The sequence below is a fragment of the Nonomuraea purpurea genome (assembly GCF_042650645.1).
Classification (GTDB): Bacteria; Actinomycetota; Actinomycetes; order Streptosporangiales; family Streptosporangiaceae; genus Nonomuraea; species Nonomuraea purpurea.
The window spans coordinates 219,914-235,804 of record NZ_JBHSBI010000009.1 but is presented as its reverse complement, the minus strand read 5'-3'; the positions used below and the strand labels follow the sequence as shown (position 1 = coordinate 235,804).

At 70.5% G+C, this 15,891-nt stretch carries 16 protein-coding genes; 9 read left to right on the top strand and 7 right to left on the bottom strand.

The window, feature by feature from the left end; genetic code table 11:
- Window positions 1-61 precede the first annotated feature (61 nt).
- The 3 genes from thrS to ACFOY2_RS19870 form a co-directional block, all read right to left on the bottom strand.
- Entirely contained in the window at window positions 62-2,026 is a 1,965-nt protein-coding gene (thrS, locus tag ACFOY2_RS19880) for a threonine--tRNA ligase (protein WP_379529540.1), read from the bottom strand.
- A gap of 64 nt (window positions 2,027-2,090) precedes the next feature.
- Window positions 2,091-2,687 (bottom strand): glycoside hydrolase family 25 protein, encoded by a 597-nt coding sequence (locus tag ACFOY2_RS19875; protein ID WP_379529539.1) that lies wholly within the window; start codon window positions 2,685-2,687, stop codon window positions 2,091-2,093.
- Window positions 2,688-2,726: 39 nt separating this feature from the next.
- A complete protein-coding gene (locus tag ACFOY2_RS19870) occupies window positions 2,727-3,626 on the bottom strand; it encodes a TIGR03564 family F420-dependent LLM class oxidoreductase (RefSeq protein WP_379529538.1) in 900 nt (299 codons plus the stop codon).
- Window positions 3,627-3,723: 97 nt separating this feature from the next.
- Between ACFOY2_RS19870 and pgm the strand changes: the two genes are divergently transcribed.
- Complete coding sequence (pgm, locus tag ACFOY2_RS19865) at window positions 3,724-5,361, top strand: phosphoglucomutase (alpha-D-glucose-1,6-bisphosphate-dependent) (protein ID WP_379529537.1); 1,638 nt, start codon at window positions 3,724-3,726, stop codon at window positions 5,359-5,361.
- A gap of 150 nt (window positions 5,362-5,511) precedes the next feature.
- On the opposite strand, the gene ACFOY2_RS19860 is transcribed toward pgm, so the two are convergent.
- Together ACFOY2_RS19860 and ACFOY2_RS19855 are read right to left on the bottom strand one after the other, a co-directional pair.
- Window positions 5,512-6,207 (bottom strand): DUF2786 domain-containing protein, encoded by a 696-nt coding sequence (locus ACFOY2_RS19860; protein ID WP_379529536.1) that lies wholly within the window; start codon window positions 6,205-6,207, stop codon window positions 5,512-5,514.
- 17 nt (window positions 6,208-6,224) lie between these two features.
- A complete protein-coding gene (locus ACFOY2_RS19855) occupies window positions 6,225-7,466 on the bottom strand; it encodes a hypothetical protein (RefSeq protein WP_379529535.1) in 1,242 nt (413 codons plus the stop codon).
- Window positions 7,467-7,781: 315 nt separating this feature from the next.
- On the opposite strand from ACFOY2_RS19855, the gene ACFOY2_RS19850 reads away from it, so the two are divergent.
- From ACFOY2_RS19850 to ACFOY2_RS19835, 4 genes are all read left to right on the top strand, one after another.
- On the top strand, window positions 7,782-8,054 hold the full coding sequence (locus ACFOY2_RS19850; RefSeq protein WP_379529534.1) for a hypothetical protein: 273 nt from the start codon (window positions 7,782-7,784) through the stop codon (window positions 8,052-8,054).
- A gap of 190 nt (window positions 8,055-8,244) precedes the next feature.
- On the top strand, window positions 8,245-9,426 hold the full coding sequence (locus ACFOY2_RS19845; RefSeq protein ID WP_379529533.1) for a cytochrome P450: 1,182 nt from the start codon (window positions 8,245-8,247) through the stop codon (window positions 9,424-9,426).
- A 19-nt stretch (window positions 9,427-9,445) separates the two neighbouring features.
- Window positions 9,446-10,201 carry an HAD family hydrolase gene (locus ACFOY2_RS19840; protein ID WP_379529532.1) on the top strand — a complete coding sequence of 252 codons (756 nt, stop codon included), beginning with the start codon at window positions 9,446-9,448 and terminating at the stop codon, window positions 10,199-10,201.
- A 22-nt stretch (window positions 10,202-10,223) separates the two neighbouring features.
- Complete coding sequence (locus ACFOY2_RS19835; protein ID WP_379529531.1) at window positions 10,224-10,490, top strand: DUF4031 domain-containing protein; 267 nt, start codon at window positions 10,224-10,226, stop codon at window positions 10,488-10,490.
- Here ACFOY2_RS19835 and ACFOY2_RS19830 read toward each other — a convergent pair.
- Window positions 10,440-11,108 carry an HD domain-containing protein gene (locus ACFOY2_RS19830; RefSeq protein ID WP_379529530.1) on the bottom strand — a complete coding sequence of 223 codons (669 nt, stop codon included), beginning with the start codon at window positions 11,106-11,108 and terminating at the stop codon, window positions 10,440-10,442. The genes ACFOY2_RS19835 and ACFOY2_RS19830 overlap by 51 nt on opposite strands.
- Window positions 11,109-11,166: 58 nt before the next feature.
- Between ACFOY2_RS19830 and ACFOY2_RS19825 the strand changes: the two genes are divergently transcribed.
- The 3 genes from ACFOY2_RS19825 to ACFOY2_RS19815 all read left to right on the top strand — a co-directional run bounded on the left by ACFOY2_RS19825 (window position 11,167) and on the right by ACFOY2_RS19815 (window position 14,418).
- Complete coding sequence (locus tag ACFOY2_RS19825; protein WP_379529529.1) at window positions 11,167-12,327, top strand: alpha-hydroxy acid oxidase; 1,161 nt, start codon at window positions 11,167-11,169, stop codon at window positions 12,325-12,327.
- Between the two features lie 120 nt (window positions 12,328-12,447).
- Window positions 12,448-12,867 carry a hypothetical protein gene (locus tag ACFOY2_RS19820; protein ID WP_379529528.1) on the top strand — a complete coding sequence of 140 codons (420 nt, stop codon included), beginning with the start codon at window positions 12,448-12,450 and terminating at the stop codon, window positions 12,865-12,867.
- A gap of 270 nt (window positions 12,868-13,137) precedes the next feature.
- Window positions 13,138-14,418 carry a hypothetical protein gene (locus tag ACFOY2_RS19815; RefSeq protein ID WP_379529527.1) on the top strand — a complete coding sequence of 427 codons (1,281 nt, stop codon included), beginning with the start codon at window positions 13,138-13,140 and terminating at the stop codon, window positions 14,416-14,418.
- Window positions 14,419-14,422: 4 nt separating this feature from the next.
- Here the strand turns inward: ACFOY2_RS19815 and ACFOY2_RS19810 are convergent, their stop codons facing one another.
- Entirely contained in the window at window positions 14,423-14,995 is a 573-nt protein-coding gene (locus ACFOY2_RS19810) for an RNA polymerase sigma factor (RefSeq protein WP_379529526.1), read from the bottom strand.
- A 185-nt stretch (window positions 14,996-15,180) separates the two neighbouring features.
- Between ACFOY2_RS19810 and ACFOY2_RS19805 the strand changes: the two genes are divergently transcribed.
- Window positions 15,181-15,891, top strand: coding sequence for a Crp/Fnr family transcriptional regulator (locus ACFOY2_RS19805; RefSeq protein WP_357816143.1), 711 nt, complete (start codon window positions 15,181-15,183; stop codon window positions 15,889-15,891).

Below are 15,891 nucleotides of genomic sequence, written 5' to 3'. Positions count from 1 at the left end.
AGTAAATGCGGAACGGCGGAGCCGCCGACGTATGGCGGCTCCGCCGTTGCGGCGAAGTCGATCAGACCTGGACGCGCCGCTCCACCGCGCTGACGATCTCGGCGATCGCATCCTCCACCGGCACGCCGTTCTTCTGCTCGCCGCTCCGGAAACGGAACGACACCGCGCCGTTGGCGATGTCCTCGTCGCCGGCCAGCAGCATGAAGGGCACCTTGGACTTCTGCGCGTTGCGGATCTTCTTCTGCATGCGGTCGTCGGAGGCGTCGACCTCGATCCTGATGCCGCGCTCACGCAGCTTCTTGGCGACGTCCTGCAGGTAGGGCACGTGCGCGTCGGCGATCGGGATGCCCGCGACCTGGACCGGGGACAACCAGGGCGGGAAGGCGCCGGCGTAGTGCTCGGTGAGCACGCCGAGGAAGCGCTCGACGGAGCCGAACAGCGCCCGGTGGATCATGACCGGCGTCTGCCTGCTGCCGTCGGCGGCCTGGTATTCGAGCCCGAAGCGCTTGGGCTGGTTGAGGTCGAGCTGGATGGTGGACAACTGCCAGGTGCGGCCGATCGCGTCCTTGGCCTGCACCGAGATCTTCGGCCCGTAGAAGGCGGCGCCGCCCGGGTCGTCGACCAGCGTCAGCCCCGACTCGGTGGCCACCTGGTGCAGCGCCCGGGTCGCCTCGTCCCACTCGGCGGGGTCGCCGATGAACTTGTCGGACTCGTCGCGGGTGGACAGCTCCAGGTAGAAGTCCGACAGACCGAAGTCGCGCAGCACGCTGAGCACGAACCTCAGCAGCGACTTGATCTCGTCGGCCATCTGCTCCCTGGTGGTGTAGATGTGCGCGTCGTCCTGCGTCATCCCGCGCACCCGGGTCAGCCCGTGCACCACGCCGGACTTCTCGTAGCGGTAGACCGAGCCGAACTCACACAGCCGCAGCGGCAGCTCGCGGTAGGAACGCCCGCGCGCCCTGAAGATCAGGTTGTGCATCGGGCAGTTCATCGGCTTGACGCGGTATTCGATGCCTTCCAGCTCGAACGCCGGGAACATGTCCTCGGCGTACCAGGGCAGGTGGCCCGAGGTCTCGAACAGCGCCGACTTGGTGATGTGCGGCGTGTTGACGAACTCGTAGCCCGCCTCGGCCTGCCGCCGGCGCATGTAGTCTTCCATCTCCTTGCGGATGATGCCGCCCTTGGGGTGGAAGATGGGCAGGCCGCTGCCGAGCTCGGGCGGGAAGCTGAACAGGTCGAGCTCGGCGCCCAGCTTGCGGTGGTCGCGCTTCTCGGCCTCCTCAAGCAGCTTGAGGTATTCGTCCTGCTTGTCGCGAGACTCCCACGCGGTGCCGTAGATGCGCTGTAGCTGCGGGTTCTTCTCGCTGCCCCGCCAGTAGGCGCCGCCCGAGCGCATGATCTTGAACGCCGGGATCGACCGGGTGGAGGGCACGTGCGGGCCCCTGCACAGGTCCTTCCACTGCAACTCGCCGCTCTTGGGGTCGAGGTTGTCGTAGATGGTGAGCTGCCCGGCGCCCACCTCGACCGCCTCCTCGTCGGCGGCGCCGCCCTTGAGGCCGATCAGCTCAAGTTTGTACGGCTCTGCCGCCAGTTCCTGGCGCGCCTCGTCGTCGGAGACGGCCCGGCGGGAGAAGAGCTGCCCCTGCTTGACGATCTCCCGCATGCGCTTCTCGACGCGCTTGAGGTCGTCGGGGTGGAAGGCCTGCTCGACGTCGAAGTCGTAGTAGAAGCCGTTCTCGACGGGCGGCCCGATGCCCAGCTTGGCCTCGGGGAACAGCTCCTGCACGGCCTGGGCCATGACGTGCGCGGTGGAGTGGCGGACGATCGCCCTGCCCTCGTCGCTGGAGATCTCGATCGGCTCGACGGCGTCGCCCTCGGCCAGCGGGTGGGCCAGGTCGCGCGCCTCGCCGTTGACCCTGGCCGCGATGACCGTGCGGCCGTCGGCCTCGAGCGCCTCACCGGCCGTCGTGCCGGCCGCGACCACACGCTCGGCTCCGGCGAGGGTGATGCGTAGCTCGGCTGACACGATGTCTCCCTTTGGATAGCGCTCGATGCCCGGCACCGAGGCTGGTCGGTGGTGAACCCCGATGCTATCGCGGGTCGAACCCCAGCCTTGTCAGGTCCTCCCGGCTCCCGTGGAAGACGTTGCGGTCGACGGGGCTGTTGGCGTACTGGTGGATCGTCCACTCGCGCCAGGGCCGCGGCACCGCCGGCGTGCCCCTGGACTTGTCGGGGCTGGAGATCCAGAGCGGGTATTCGCCCAGGCCGGCGCAGTTTCCGCGGCGCGCGAAGGAGTTGTAGGTGTAGATGAACGGCCGCACGCCGGTATACCGCTCGACCTGGTGGCACCAGCGGCGCGCGTAGCGGGCGACCCGCTCGGGTCGCAGACCCTCGTCGGTCTCCAGGTCGAGCGCGATCAGGTCGCCGCGGCGCAGCCCACCCGCCGACCTGATCACGCCGAGGAAGTGCCGGGCCTGCTCGACGGGATCACCCTTGGGCCTGGCGTAGTGGTAGGCGCCGCAGACCATCCAGCTCTCGCGCATGCCGTCCCAGTTGCGGGCGAACCTTTTGTCGGTGAAGTCGCCGCCCTCCGTCGCCTTGGCGAAGCCGAAGGCGACCCCTGCCTCCGCGTGATCGGCCCAGTCGACGGCGCCCTGCCAGTTCGACACGTCTATGCCATGGAGCAAGCGCTTCACCTTGTCGGAGTTTATTGAAATGTGCGCTGATCAGCCCTTCACCGCGCCGACCAGCAGGTTGAGCGTGCGCTCGCGGTTGGCGAACGGCGAGCCGACGAAATCGGTGACTCCGGCCCGTTCCAGCTCGGCAAGCGTGGCCAGCACCGTCTCCTCGTCGCCGATGATCGCCGCCTCGCCCGGGGTCGCCGCGCCTTCCCTGTCGAGCATCGCACGGTAGGAAGGCAGTTGTCCGTAGACCTCGAAGATCTCGTCGGCGCGCCGGACGGCGGCCTCGCGGTCGTCGGTGACGGCGATGGGCAGCGCGCAGACGATGCGGGGAGGCCGGCGGGCCGCCTCGGCCGCGGCGGCGTTGATGGTGGGCGCGATGTGCTCGGCGACCGTCTTGGGCCCGGTCATCCACAACACGGTGCCGTCGGCCACGGTGCCGGCGAGCTTGAGCATGCGGGGGCCGAGCGCGGCCACCAGCACCGGGAAGCCGGCGCCCGGCGTGGTGAGCTTGAGGTGGGCCTTGAGCGTCTCGCCGTCGTAGGTCACGTGCTCGCCCCGGCCGGCCGGGATGAGGATGTCGAGGTACTCCTTCATGTGACGGCCTGGACGCTCGAAGCTGTAGCCGAACACGTCCTCGATGACGACCTTGTGCGACAGGCCGATGCCGAGCGCGAGCCGCCCGCCGAGCGCGGCGTTGGCGGTCATGGCCTGCTGGGCGAGCACGGCGGGATGGCGCGGGTAGGTCGGCACGACGGCGGTGCCGAGCTCGATGGCCGGCCCCTGGGCTCCGGCGGCGGCCAGGGCGGTGAGGGCGTCGAGGCCGAAGATGTTCGACAGCCAGGCCGAGGAGAACCCCATGGCGGCCGCCTCGCCGATCTGGTCGCGCAGGTCGCCGATCGGGTCGGGGACGTTTCGCTCAGCCAGGAAATATCCATAACGCATGGGAACAGAACTCCGTTCGGGTGACTGACGCGACAGTATCTTCCCACGCCGCACCGCGATCACCCGCTGAACGGAGCCCATTTGTAAAGTGGAGCGCATGACCCACGCGCGCGCGGGACAGCCCGCTCAGCCCGCCGATCTGGTCGACGTCGCCAGGCTGGTGACCGCCTACCACGCCCTGCACCCCGATCCGGAGGAGGCCGGGCAGCGGGTCGCGTTCGGCACGTCGGGGCATCGCGGGTCGTCGCTGAAGACGGCGTTCAACGAGGACCACATCCTGGCCACCAGCCAGGCCATCTGCGATTACCGGCGGGAGCAGGGCACCGACGGGCCGCTGTTCCTGGGCATCGACACGCACGCGCTGTCGGAGCCCGCGCGGGTGTCGGCGCTGGAGGTCTTCGCGGCCAACGGGGTCGAGGTGCTGATCGACACGCGCGACGGCTACACGCCGACGCCGGCGCTCTCGCACGCCGTTCTGCGGCACAACCGCGACCGCGCCGGAGGACTGGCTGACGGGGTCGTGATCACGCCGTCCCACAACCCGCCGGGCGACGGCGGCTTCAAGTACAACCCGCCCAACGGCGGCCCCGCCGACACCGACGCGACCTCATGGATCCAGGACCGGGCCAACCGGCTGCTGGCCGACGGGCTGAAGCAGGTGCGGCGGGTGCCGTACACGAACGCGCTGAAGATGGCGGGGCGCTACGACTTCCTCGGCGCGTACGTGGACGACCTGCCCTCCGTGCTCGACCTCGACGCGATCAGGTCGGCCGGGGTGCGGATCGGGGCCGACCCGCTGGGCGGGGCGAGCGTGGCCTATTGGGGCGAGATCGCCGAGCGCCACCGCCTCGACCTGACCGTGGTGAACCCGCTGGTCGATCCGACGTGGCGGTTCATGACGCTCGACTGGGACGGCAAGATCCGGATGGACTGCTCGTCGCCGTACGCGATGGCCTCGCTCATCGCCAATCGCGATAAGTACGACATCTCCACAGGAAACGACGCGGACGCCGACCGCCACGGCATCGTCACCCCCGACGCCGGCCTGATGAACCCCAACCACTACCTGGCCGTGGCCATCTCCTACCTGTTCACCCACCGCGACGGCTGGCCCGCCGGCGCCGGGGTGGGCAAGACCATGGTCAGCAGCCAGATCATCGACCGGGTGGCGCGATCCCTGGGGCGGCGGCTGCACGAGGTGCCGGTCGGCTTCAAGTGGTTCGTCCCCGGACTGCTGGAGGGATCGCTCGGGTTCGGCGGCGAGGAGAGCGCCGGGGCCTCGTTCCTGCGCCGCGACGGGTCCGTGTGGACCACCGACAAGGACGGCCTCATCCTGGCCCTGCTGGCCTCGGAGATCCTGGCCGTCACCGGCAAGTCGCCCAGCGCTCTGTACGAGGAGCTGACCGAGCGGTTCGGCGAGCCCGCCTACGCCCGGGTGGACGCCCCCGCGACCCGCGAGGAGAAGGCGGTGCTCGGCAAGCTGTCGGCCGAGCAGGTGACGGCCACGTCGTTGGCGGGCGAGCCGATCACCTCCGTGCGGACGTCCGCGCCCGGCAACGGGGCCGCGCTGGGCGGGGTGAAGGTCTCCACGGACAACGCCTGGTTCGCGGCCCGGCCGTCGGGCACCGAGGACGTCTACAAGATCTACGCCGAATCCTTCAAGGGCCCCGACCACCTGACCAAGGTGCAGGAGGAGGCCCGCGCACTGGTGTCGGCCACCCTCGGACGGGGATGAGCTCGGAGAGGGTGTCCACGGTGGCCTGCCCCGCGTCGGCTCTCATCAGGGCTACGGCGAGCGCAGCGGGTCTCCGACACGCATATCGGCGGCTGCCCGTGGGGGTTCCCAAAAGGCTTGTGAAAGAGCCCCGCCGAAGAACGGCGGTGGTCAGGCCGGGGTGATCTCGGGTGCGGTGGCGGCGTCCATCCCGGTGCGGCCGAGGTCGGCGCGGCGGCCTGCCGCGACGCCGTCGCGGTAGCCGGTGCCGCTCGTCGTCGGGATGCTCATCCTGATGCTCGGGTAGTGCGCCGCCACCACCCGTTCCACCTCGGCCCTGCGGTCGGCCAGCACCAGCGCGGCGCCCGTACCGGCCTGGTCCCGCGCCGCCGACTCGGCCTCGCACAGCAGCCGGTACACCTCGTCGGTGAACCCCAGCAGCCATGACCTGCGGTAGGCCCGCACGGCCGTGACGTGCTCGGGCAGCTCGGTCCTGGCCAGCCCTGAGGCCATCTGGAGCAGCAGTGACGTGGCGAGCAGGTCGGCGCGTTCCAGGTCGGCGGCGAACCCGAACACGTGCACCCGCTGCCCGCCGTCCACGCCGCGCCCGATGAGCAGCGGACGGCACCGCACCGCCTGGGCGACCAGGCTCACCAGGCGGGCCTTCTCCCTGGCCCACGGGTTCGGCAGCGTGACGACCCGGTCGCCGGGCGTCTGCCGGGTGCCGGCCGGGGGGAGCGAGTCGATGCCGTGTTTGGCCATCAGCGCCGACGCGGCCGCCATGAACGTGGCCCGCTCGTGCTCGTTGTCGGTGCGTTCGGCCTTGGCCAGGAGTTTCCTGACGCGTTCGAGCGTGCGCTCCCGCACCCGTGCTCCCCCGGTTCTCAGAACTTGGTGGTCAGCACCCGCCCGTCGTCCGCGATGGCCGGGAACGCCCCTGTGTCGACGATTCCGTGCTGCTGGAACAGCGCCTCGATGAGGGCGTGCGCCTGCGGCTCCAGCTTCCACAGGGCACGATACTCGCGCGCCGTGGCCAGGGAGATGCCGATCTCCTGGGCGATGTCCACCGTGCGCGGCACGATGCCCTTGGCGATCTGCCGGTCCCAGAACTCGCGGGCGGCCCGCATGCGCGCGGCGCGCTCGGCCGTGCTGACGACGTGCGGGGTGGTGTCGAGCACCTCGACGTCGTCGTCCTCCTCGTCGACGAGTTCGGCCAGCGCGGGCGGCAGCGCCGGGCGCGCCGGCACTGGGCGGTGGTCGGCCTCGGGCTCCCAGGGCACGCGGGGGGCGGCGTCGATGAGGGCGGTGGTGTTGTACAGGGCACCGATCTGGGCCAGCAGCGCCTCCTGGCGGGACTGGTCGACGGCCAGGCCGGTGTGCTCGACGGCCTGGTCCATGGCCTTGTCGAGCTTGGCCAGCGCGGCGCGCATCTTGCGGTCGGACGCCCCGCCCTCGCGCAGCGCCTTGGCCCGCTTGGCGGCCAGCGCGACCCTGGTCAGCCTGCGGTGGGCGTCGACCTCGCTGGCCGTGCGGTCGCTGACCTCGGCCAGGCCCATCCTGACCATCAGCCGCTCGGGGGTGAGCCGCCAGTTGATGCGGCCGGTGCCGCGGATGCGGTGGCGTTCGATGGCCATGCCGCGTTCCCACAGCCAGGCGGCCACCAGCGGCGCGGCCAGCCGGAACAGCGCTTCGGGCAGGCTGCGCGCGTCCATGCTGGACAGCACGGCGGTCAGGCAGGTCAGGGCCCAGACGGCGATGCCGTCGATGCCGGCGGAGAAGTTCTCGCGCATGTTGCGGCGGGCGCGGACGGCGGAGGTGATGATCGCGACTTCGATGAACGCGAACAGCAGCAGTCTCAGCGGGCCGTCGAGGCCGAGGACGTCGCCGGAGAAGCGCCACATGCCCTGCGCGGACACGCCCGTGGCGATGGACGCGGCCACGATGGTGAGCAGGTCCTCGATGGGACGGGGGGCGACGTATCGGGTGATCAACCACGAGGCGGCGCGCCAGGCGATCCTGAGCGCCAGGACCGCCAGTGCCAGCCCGATCAGGCTCAGCACCGCGATGACGGCGGTGGCGAGCGGCTTCTCGGTGATGAAAGCTGCTATTTCCTCAAATGTCGGCATCAGTCACTATCCGTGGGGCTCAAACTACGGCTCTATGCGACGGGATCATCGCAGAATGTCGCCATCTTGTACGCCAAACGACGTCTGCCGCCCCATTTTGCCCCTGTTTCCCTTCCGTATCGGCCGTGGGCGGGCTCCGCGATGACAGAGGGATTATGCCAGGCCCAAGGGGATGGATCATGAAGGTCTTGATCGCGGCGGCAGAGGAGCATGGGCAGTGGGGTTCGGGCGGTGGGGTGACGTGGTGGTTACAGGCGTGGAGTCAGGCTGGTTCGGCGGGTGGCGCGGGCGCACAATGGTGCGCGAGGAGGGACAGTGAGCAAGCGATCGCGTAGACGCCGCGCTCTGCCCAGTGGTGCGCCCGCGTGGCCTCCCGGGTTCGGTCCCGGGGAGCCCCACTGGGACGACGGCGACGACCGTCCGTTCGATGATCCGCAGGGTGGGGTGCGGGAGCCGCGCAGGCCCAAGCCCGCTCCCCCGTCGTTGCCGGCCCAGGCGCCGCTGCCCGAGCCGCCGCGGCAGGTGCGGGAACGCGTGGAGATGATCCCGGGTGATGGGGATCTGGCCGGTGGAGTGCCCGCGCGTTGAGGGGCCCCGGAGTTCGGCGAAGGGCGTGTCCCTCCGGAGGCGGTTTGGGCGACGGAGGGTTCCATCCGGGGGTGGAGGCGGAGGTGGAAATTCGTCCTTTCGGAGGGCAACATTCACCTGTCCGGATGGGACCATCTATGCAGGGATTTATCCCGACATGGTGTGGTGTATCCCAGCAGGCAGGATATCGATGTCAGACACAGAAGAGTTCCCCCTCGTCCAGTTCATGCGCGACGGCTTCGACCCCGTGGGCGAGCTCGCTCGGATCCGGGCCGAGCATCCGGTCTTCCCGATGGAGATCCCCGGCGACCAGACCGTGTTCCTCGTCACCCGCTGGGACGACGTCCGAGGCGTTCTGGGCGACCACGAACGCTTCAGCAACGACTTCGCGGGCGTGATCGGCCTCGGCTCGAACCAGGAGGACCCCGGCGGGCTCGGCTTCCGCGACCCGCCCGAGCACACGCGGCTGCGCAAGTACCTGACGCCCGAGTTCACGATGCGGCGGCTGCGCAGGCTGGAGCCGCGGATCGAGGCCATGGTCGAGGAGTACCTGGACCGGATCGAGGCCAAGGGCGGTGAAGGGCGGACGGTGGACCTGGTCGAGGAGTTCGCGCTGCCGATCCCGTCCCTGGTGGTGTGCGAGCTGCTCGGTGTCCCCTACGACGACCGCTCCGACTTCGTGAGGTTCAGCAAGGACCGATTCGACTTCACGGCGGGCCCCGAGGCGTCGCTGCAGGCGATCAACGACGCGATGACGTACCTGACCGACCTGGTGGCCAGGGAGCGGCAGAACCCGGGCGACGGGCTGCTCGGGCAGTTGCTGCGCGAGCACGGCGACGAACTCGACGACCGCACGCTGGCCAGCATGGCCGACGGCCTGCTCACCGGCGGCCACGACACGAGCACCAGCATGCTCGCCCTGGGCACCCTGTGGCTGCTGCGGCACCCGGAGGAGGCCGCGAAGGTGCGCGAGGTCGACGACTACGTCAACGACGTGGTCGAGGAGCTGCTGCGCTACATGACGGTCGTCCAGGTGGCCTTCCCGCGCTTCGCCCGCGAGGACCTGGAGCTGCACGGGGTGCAGATCAAGAAGGGCCAGATGGTGCTCTGCTCGCTCACCGGCGCCAACCGCGACCCCGCCCTGGGCGGCGACATGGACCAGGTGTGTCCCGGCAGGGAGATGGCCGGCTCGCACATGGCGTTCGGGCACGGCATCCACCGCTGCGTCGGCGCGCCGCTGGCGCAGATGGAGATGCGCATCGCCTTCCGCGCGCTGCTGCGCCGCTTCCCCGGCCTGCGTGTGGCCGGAGAGGTGCCGTTCAGGGAACTCGCCATCGTCTACGGGGTCAAGGAGCTACCCGTCGCCTGGTAGAGCGGCTACGTTCACAAGTGTGAACGAGCATGTCATCGACCTGACCACGATCAGCGCCGTCGTGTTCGACTCCGACGGCGTGGTCACCGACACCGCTCGGGGGCACGCGGCCGCCTGGAAGCACGTCTTCGACGCGTTCCTGCGCGGCCGCTCGGCGCCGTTCGACATCCACGACGACTACGTGCGTTTCGTCGACGGCCGGCCGCGACTTGACGGCATCCGCACCTTCCTGGCCGCGCGCGGGCTGACCGTGCCGGAGGGCGCGCCCGACGACGACCCTGGCACGCCGACCGTGCACGGGCTCGGCGTGGCCAAGGACCGGATCTTCAAGGCGCAGGTGGACAAGTACGGCGTGGCCGCGTTCCCGTCCACCGTGGTGCTGTTGCACGAGCTGCGCCGCAGGGGCGCCAGGACGGCGGCGGTCTCCGCCAGCATGCACGGCCGCAGGCTGGTGGGCTCCGCGGGCGTCATGCACCTGTTCGACCTGGTCCTGGACGGCAACGACGCGGCCCTGCTGAACCTGCCCGGCCAGCCCGACCCCGCCCTGTTCCTGGACGCGGCCCGCCGCCTGGGCCTGCCCGCCGCCAAGGTGGCGGTGGTGGACGCCGCGCTGCCGGGCATCGAGGCGGGCAGGAAGGGCGGCTTCGGGCTGGTGGTGGCGGTGGCCAGGGAGGGCGGCGGCGCGGCGGAGCTGCGGGCCCGCGGCGCCGACGTGGTGCTGTCGGACCTGGGCGAGCTGACCGTGCGCGGCAGGATCCTGCCGTCGACGTCCTGAAGCGCGTCCTACCCTTGACGGCGTGAGCGTTCTCATCGACCCGCCCAACTGGCCGGGGCCGCGCGGCCTGATGTGGTCGCATCTCGTCAGCGACCGCTCCCTGGAGGAGCTGCACGCCTTCGCCGTCCGGCTCGGGGTGCCGGAGCGGGCGTTCGACCGCGACCACTACGACGTGCCGGAGACCGTGCACGCCCGCGCGGTGGCGTTGGGGGCGCAGGCGGTGACCTCGCGCGAGCTGCTACGCAGGCTGGTCGCCTCGGGGCTGCGGCGGCGCCGTCAGCGCGGCTAGCTCGGCGCTCATGTTGGCTCGGGCCCGCTCCTCCCACAGGTCGCGGGCGTGTGCCGTGCGGTAGAGGCGGGGGACGGCGAGCAGGCGGGCCAGCACCTCGGCGCGGCCCTTCGTGAACAGCTCGTCTGGTATGTGGGCGTACTCCTGCCTGATGGCGGCGGCGTAGGCGTCGTATCCGGGGCTGCCCAGGACGGCCAGGTCGGCGTCGCACAGGACGGCGCCGTCGGGGTCGTCGTCGGCCGGCGTGTCGTGGGCGGCGGTGAGGCGGACCAGCCGGGCCACCTCGGCGATCCTGCGGGCGGGCACCCCGCAGCGGTGCAGCCGCGACTGGGCGAGCTGGGCGCTGCGTTCCTCGTCCCAGCCCGGACGCCCGTCGTAGACGGCGTCGTGGAACCAGGCCGCCAGGCGCACGGCGACGGCGTCGCGGGCCTGGTCGGCGAGGGTGTCGACGGCGGTGAGCACGGCGGCCAGGTGGGCGCGGTCGTGGTAGCGGCGGTGCGGCTGCGACCAGCGGGCGACGAGCTCGGCGGCGGTGGCGCGGGCGGCCGGCGAGTCTCCCACGAGCGGGACGAAGTCGGCGATCACCCTTCCACCGTACTTTGATAGCGTCCTTGGCATCGGCACACCGGCAGAGGACCCCCGGCGCCTGCCCCGATGGCGGGAGCTGCGGGCGGTCATGCCCCAGCGGCCCCGCCTGTCCAGGGCGGCCCGGGTCGCGGCCGCGGCCGACGTCGCCGATCTGCGGCTGCTGGCCAGCAGGCGCGCCCCGCGCATGGTCTTCGACTACGTCGACGGCGCCGCCGAGGGCGAACGGTCGATGGCCAGGGCGGTCGAGGCGTTCCAGCGGGTCGAGTTCCGTCCTCATGTCCTGCGTGACGTCTCCGAGGCGGCGACCGCCGTCGAGATCCTGGGCCGGCGCATCGCCATGCCGGTCGTGCTCGGTCCGACGGGGTTCACCCGGATGATGCACCGCGCGGGTGAGCGTGCGGTGGCGCGGGCGGCCGAACAGGCGGGGGTGCCGTACACGCTGTCGACGATGGGCACCACGACGGCCGCCGACGTGGCCGCCGCCGCGCCAGGCGGGTGGAACTGGTTCCAGCTGTATGTGGTCCGCGACCGCGCCCGCACCCTGGAGACGCTCGCCCTGGCGCGCGAGGCGGGCATGGACGTGCTGGTGGTGACCGTGGACGTGCCGGTGGCCGGGGCCCGGCTGCGCGACGTGCGGCACGGCCTGACGGTCCCGCCGTCGCTGCGCTGGCGCAGCGTGCTGCAGGCGGTGCGACATCCGGCCTGGTGGTTCGACTTCCTGACCGGCGAGCCGCTCAGGTTCGCCACCGTCGACGGCGCGCCCGACGACCTGGCCGGGATCACCAACATGATGTTCGACCCGTCGGTGACCATGGCCGACCTGGAGTGGATCAGGTCGGCGTGGCAGGGCCGGCTGCTGGTCAAGGGGGTGCAGCGGGTCGACGACGCCAAGGAGCTGGCCTCGGCCGGGGTCGACGGCCTGGTGGTGTCCAACCATGGCGGGCGGCAGCTCGACCGCGCCCCCACGCCGCTGGAGCTGCTGCCCGACGTGGTGGCGGCGGTGGGTGAGCGCACGGAGGTCTTCCTCGACGGCGGCGTCCGCACCGGGGCCGACATCGCCGCCGCGCTCGCGCTCGGCGCCAGGGCGTGCTTCGTCGGCCGGGCCTACCTGTATGGCCTGATGGCCGGTGGCGAGCCGGGTGTGCGGCGGGTGCTGGAGCTGCTGCGGGCCGAGCTCGTACGCACCCTGCAACTGCTGGGCGTCGCAGGTGTCGCCGAGCTCGGCCCCGACGCCGTCCGGTTGCGTTAGCGGAACTCGGGCCTGACCGAAAAAGTCCGGCATTTGAGGCAGAAAGGACTCGTATTTAGCCGCCGCTGTCTCCGCTCTGCACCTTCACACGGGACCAGTTCCCACGAGAAGAGGAGCGAGATGGCTAGCGGGGAATTCCAGGTGATGAAGGTGCCGGCCGAGCAGTTGGCCGGTGTTCTCCACGGCCAGGTTGTCGACCCGGGTGCCCAACCCACCAATGTCGTGCGGCAGAGCGAGGGTTGGACGGTGGACGTGAGCTGGGAGGTCACCGGCGAACTCGTCGACTGGCTGGCCGGGCGGTGGCAGTTGGAGATCATCGCCGACCTGCTGGGAGGCGGTGAGTCGCGCCATCCCTCTCCACCGGTGGAGATGACCTTCACACCTGGCTCGGGGCGATATACGGCCTCTGTCCCCATGCGCGGGCAGCTCACCCCCGGCACTTATGACCTGGTCGTCAACCTCACCACCATGACCGCCGCCGGCACCTTGGGAGCGCTCGGCGGATTCGTGGTCATCAGCAAGATCCTGGTCGAGGAATGAGGTGCGCCGCCCCGGGCGACCCGCTCGGGGCGGCGGCGGATGCCGTCATGCCCTCCCGCGACGATCTCGTGCTCAATCCCGTGTGACGGGGCTCCGGCCTGGCCGATGATCGCCTTGCAAGCCCGCCGCAAGTCGCGCGTCCTACGCTCCTGGCTGGCGGCCACGGGGAAAGGCCGGCCGCCGCACCCTAACTGACATCGGCTGGTATCTGACGCCGCTGGAAACACTCTTATCTCCGTGAGGCGAAGGGATCAGCGAACGGGAGACCTCATGTCCCACACTCCGATGACCGCGGACGATGTGCTGCGCATCGCCGCGTACAAGGACCGGAGCCCGGCCCTGGAAGCGATGGTCATCGCCTACGCCTACCACCGTGTCGCCTCCGACCTGGCCGTGCGCCTCGGCAAAGAGGCCAACAACTGGTACTGCTACGCCACCTGGACCTCCAAAGCGATCGGGGAGAGCCTCGACCTCGGCCCCGACTCGCCGTTCATCGAGGACTTCGGCCGCCGGCTGCGCGTGCCGTCCCGGTTCAGGAGGTTGTTCCGCGCGGCGCTGCTCACCCTGCTCGGGCCCAGCTACCAGCTCGGGCTCGCGCTGGCCAACCGCGCCATCTTCCTGGAGACCGCGAGCCTGGCCGTCAACCTGTGGAACGACACGCCTGATCGCTTCTTGAAGGTGAGCCCGGATTCGGACCTGACGCCGCAGCCGCCGGAGTTCCTGGCCGATCTGCTCTCGCCGGCCGATTCGCGCTACCTGAAGGAGGCCGCCGAGCTCCTGGTGGAGGGCGCGCGGGCCACCGACCCCGAGGAGCGGGGCGAGCTGATGTTCGGGGCCGCCGTCGCACTGTCGGCCTACGAGCAGGCCCGCGCGCAGGCGGCGCTGGAGTTAGTGCTCTACCGGCCGGTCCGGTGGCTGACGCGGGTGTCGTGGCGGTCGCTGCGCTCGCTGGTGACCAGGAAGCCGTTCGCCCGCTTCCGCCTCTACAGCGCGCGGCACGACGACCAGCCGTGGCTGACGCGCAAGCTGGAGGCCGCGTGGTCCTCGCTCTACACCCGCCACCTGTTCGCCGTGGCGACCCCGCTCAGTGACATCAAGGTCGGCAGGCCGCTCACCGCGCCCGACGGCGTCGACCTGGCCGAGGTGTGGGCGCCGATCCAGAACGAGCGCGTGCGCAAGCTGGCCGAGGAGTTCATCACCGAGGACCAGGAGGCCTCCACGGCCGGTGTGCGCGACTGGGTGTCCTACCGCGACCGCATGCGTTTCATCGTCAGCTACTTCCGCGTCTACCACAACGTGGCCGCGCTCTACGACGTGCCCTTCGCCAAGGACGTCGCCGAGGGCCTGGCCGAGGAGATGACGCGGGGCCTGGTGCCCGAGGCCATCAGCGACAGGTTCTCCACCAGGGCAGAGCCAGGGCTACGCCGTCGTGGCCGCAAGCGCTACTACTCCTACCCGACCGAGACCGACCCTGACGCCCACGAGATGGCGCACTTCGACTTCGAACCCTTCCTGGAGGCGATCCAGCTTGATCCGATGGCGAAGCCCTGACCGGTCAGTCCAGGAAGTCCCTGGTGATCTCGCGGGCTTGAAGAAGCCCGCGTAGCTTCGCGAAACAGCGGGCGCGGGTGGGCCCGATGCTCCCGACCGGCCTGCCCAGCCTGCGTGCCACGTCCACGTAGTGGGGCTCGGAGGTTTCCGTGAGCGCTCTGAACAGCACCCGCTGCGCTGTCGGCAGCTCCTCGACCAGCTCCGCCAGCGTGGTGGCCAGCCAGATCCTGGCCAGTTCCCTGTCCACGTCGTCCGTGCTGCCCAGCGAGTCGAGGTCCGGCGTGCAGATCTCCTTCGTGCGTTTGGTGAGCTTCAGACATTCGCGGAAGGCGATGGTGGCCAGCCAGCCGGCCATCCGCTGGCCGTCCTCGACGCTTCTGAGGTTCTGCCAGGCCAGGAGCCAGGTCGTCTGGAGTACGTCCTGGGCGTCCTCATGGCTCAGCCTGAACCTGCGGATGCGCGCCTTCAGCATGGGGCTGAACTCCTCGATCAGCCGCTCCCACGCCTCGGCGTCGCCCTCCTGGGCGGCCGAGACCAGGGTGGCGGTGTCGGGGCGTTCGATGGTCTCCACGTGCATGTCGATCTCCCTGCCGGTCCGCGTTTCTTCAAGGAGGTCTCCGTTACCGGCCGGCACCCCAACGGTGCTCGCCGTGATCGGCGCAGTCTGTCGCGCTTGTCACAGTGCGAGTGTGTTCTGCGTCACAATCGGGAGATCCATTACCTCGTGCTGCTCAGGCCGGGATCGCGGCCTAGAGTTCTTGCATGAGCGGGCGCAGCGGGGTTCCATACGACGTCCAGCCGGTCGCCGAAGTGCTGGCGCAGATCCCGTTGTTCCGCGTACTCGGAGAGAGCGGCATTCAGAGCACCGCGCGGGCCGGGATGGCGCGCAGATACCGGTCCGGGCAGATCATCATCCATCAGGGGGACCCTGGAGAGTCTCTGTACGTGCTGCTGGACGGCCTGGTCAAGGTGGTGTTCACCACCGAGAACGGCGACGAGATCGTCCTCAACATGCTCGGCAGGGGCGACACCTTCGGCGAGATGGCGCTGCTGGACGGCTCGCCGCGCTCGGCCTCGATCGTCACCGTGCGGCCCGCCTGGGTGTTCTCGCTGCCCAGGGCGCGGCTGCTGGAGCTGATGCGGGAGCACCCGGGGCTGGCCGACGAGTTCCTGCGCATGCTCGGCCACATGGTGCGCAGGCTCACCGACCAGGCGGCCGACCTGGCCTTCCTCGATCTGGGCGGGCGGCTGGCCAAGCTGCTGCTGCAGCTGGCCGACAGGCACGGCCAGTCCGACGGGGTGGTGGACCTGCCCGGGCTGACCCAGTCCGACCTCGCCGCGCTGATCGGCGCCTCGCGCCCGGCGGTGAACCGGGCCCTGCAGTCCCTGGTGGCGCGGAACCTCATCACGGTCCAGGGCCGCACCATCACCCTGCTGGACGTCACCGCCCTGCGCAGACGGGGCGGGCTCTGA